This is a genomic window from Streptomyces sp. NTH33 (assembly GCF_003236365.1).
In the GTDB taxonomy this organism is placed as follows: domain Bacteria; phylum Actinomycetota; class Actinomycetes; order Streptomycetales; family Streptomycetaceae; genus Streptomyces.
Genome location: NZ_POTZ01000750.1, coordinates 1 through 2,135, shown reverse-complemented (window position 1 = coordinate 2,135; position 2,135 = coordinate 1). Strand labels below are relative to the sequence as shown.

At 72.9% G+C, this 2,135-nt stretch carries 2 protein-coding genes and 1 pseudogene; 1 reads left to right on the top strand and 2 read right to left on the bottom strand.

Annotated features, from left to right (window positions below; all coding sequences use genetic code 11):
- Window positions 1–132 precede the first annotated feature (132 nt).
- Both C1I97_RS35800 and C1I97_RS35795 read right to left on the bottom strand, forming a co-directional pair.
- Window positions 133–642 (bottom strand): annotated as a pseudogene (locus tag C1I97_RS35800) (toxin-antitoxin system, toxin component); the annotation flags it as partial.
- Window positions 643–674: 32 nt separating this feature from the next.
- A complete protein-coding gene (locus tag C1I97_RS35795; RefSeq protein ID WP_111007100.1) occupies window positions 675–1,331 on the bottom strand; it encodes a helix-turn-helix domain-containing protein in 657 nt (218 codons plus the stop codon).
- Between the two features lie 236 nt (window positions 1,332–1,567).
- Between C1I97_RS35795 and C1I97_RS35790 the strand changes: the two genes are divergently transcribed.
- Window positions 1,568–2,135 (top strand): MmyB family transcriptional regulator (locus C1I97_RS35790; protein ID WP_181447072.1); only part of this gene is annotated, 568 nt, incomplete at its 3' end.

Here is a 2,135-nt window from a genome sequence, read left to right as displayed (position 1 = left end):
CGGACCACCACCGGCGACGTGGTGCCTCGGCCCCGCACCAATCCGTCGGCGGACGATCAGGCCGGACCGTTGCAGGCCCTGCTGAACCGGGCCGCGGCCACCCGCATCGAGGTCGGCCGCCGGCCGCCGCCGGCCCAGGTAGCCCAGGGACGCCTCGATCCGGCCGGCCAGGTGGTCGCGCTGCACCGGGCCACGCAGGGACGAGCCCGCCAGCCAGGTACGGCACTTGCTGGCCAGCAGGAGGCCGAAGCTCTCGGCTTCCTCCTCCTCGGCCAGGTCGAAGCGGCTGCGCGCGGCGGCCCTGTGCACGGCCGCCCGGAGGTCCGCGCCGTCGTCGAGCAGACGGGCGGCGACGCCGACACCGTCGACGTGGTGGCCGGCCCTCATGTGCCACAGCTCGTGGCCGAGGATCACCAACTGGTGGTCGGGCGCGGTGCGTTCCTCGACCAGGACCAGGTCCTGGTCGGTCATGTCGAGCCACAGCCCGCTGGCGGTCCCGGGAGGGAAGGCGGCCGTAAGGAAGCGGACGGGCCGCCCGCGGCGCCTGCTCATCGCGTCGCACAGCGCGGCGTACAGGTCGGCGGGCCGGGCCGGCGCCGGCAGCGTCAGCTCGTCGACCAGCTCGGCGCACAGCCGGCGCATGTCCCTGCCGATGCCCATGCCTCTCCCCAGCATCACGACTCGGGCCGCTTGACACCCTCCAGAAGCATGTCCAGCCACTCGGCGACCTTGTCCCGGTGCTGGTCGGTGGGCAGCTGCGCGGCCCGCCACGCGATCCCGCGCACCCCGTGGTCCTGCAGCAGCCGCTCCAGCGGGTCGTCCGCCTCCGCGGCCGCCTCACGCTCGCGGTCGGCGAGCCGCTGGAGCAGTTCCTGCTCGGTGCGCTGCAGCGCGCCCGCCAGCGCCTCGGGGTCCTCGGCCGTGAGGAACCCGGCGTGCACCCGGAAGAAGCGCTGGATGGCGTCGCAGTGCTCCATCGTCGGGCGCCGGTCGCCGTTGATCAGCGCGCCCGCCTGCTGCCGCGACATGCCCGCGCCGTCGGCGATCTCCTGCTGGGTGTAGCGGCGCCCGTTGGGCTTGAGCCGGGTGCGGCGCAGCAGGTCCAGCCGCTGCAGGAACCGGGCCTGCACGTCCGGCTCGCCCGCGGGCCGTCCGCTCAGCAGGGCCCTGACGACGGGCTCCGGCACGCCGCAGGCCACGGACAGGCGGCCGACGTCGAAGACCTCCGCCTGGGGCACGCCGAGGCGGTCGGCGAGCGCGGTGACGCGTGCGACGACGGCCGGCAGCACGGCCGGCGTCGTGGCGCCCGGATCCTCGATGCCATCCGTCACCGACAGATCTCCTACGTCTCTCACAGACTTCTCACGGACTTCTCACAAAGCGGTGTGCCGTGAACTTCCCGGAGAGTAACGGGTCGTTCGAACCTACATCCAGGTCTCGCCACAACTGTGGCCAATTTCAGCCGTCGAGCGGCATGAAATGCCACGATAGTTGACACGGATCGCCGGTGAGCCGCAGGATCAGGGCGCCGCGTGAAGGCCGCAGAGGCATAAGGGGTGACCTCCCGATGGCATATCAGGCAGGAGGGCAGCGGCCGGCGCCGCGGTCCGTCCCCGTCCGTCCCGAGGCGCAGGCCTACCTGCGGGACTACGCCAGGTTCCTGGAGGCCGTCTCCTTTCCCTCCCTCGTCGTCGACCACCGCTGGGACGTGGTCCTGACCAACGGCGCGTTCACGTCGCTCTTCCGCGGCGTCGGCCCGCATCCGACGGCCATGCCGGACGACAACTTCCTCCGCTTCGTCCTCTTCCACCCGGACGCGGGCACGGTCCTCGGCGAGCACGAGTCGCGCTGGTGCCTGCCGATGCTGGCCCACTTCGCCGCGACCGTGGAGCGCTGCGGCCACGACCACGAACTGCAGGCCATCCGCGAGGACATCGCCGAAGACCCCATCATGGAGGCCGCCTACCGGCAGGGCCTGCCGCACTGGATCCGCGCGGTCGGCGAGACCGCCGTGGAGTCCGACGGCGCGGTCCGCCCCCTGCTGCACCCCGACCCGCGCTGGGGCGCCACCGAGTGCCGCATCATCGAGGAGACCCCGGCCACCCTGCGCGACCTCGGCTACACCCGCCTCACCC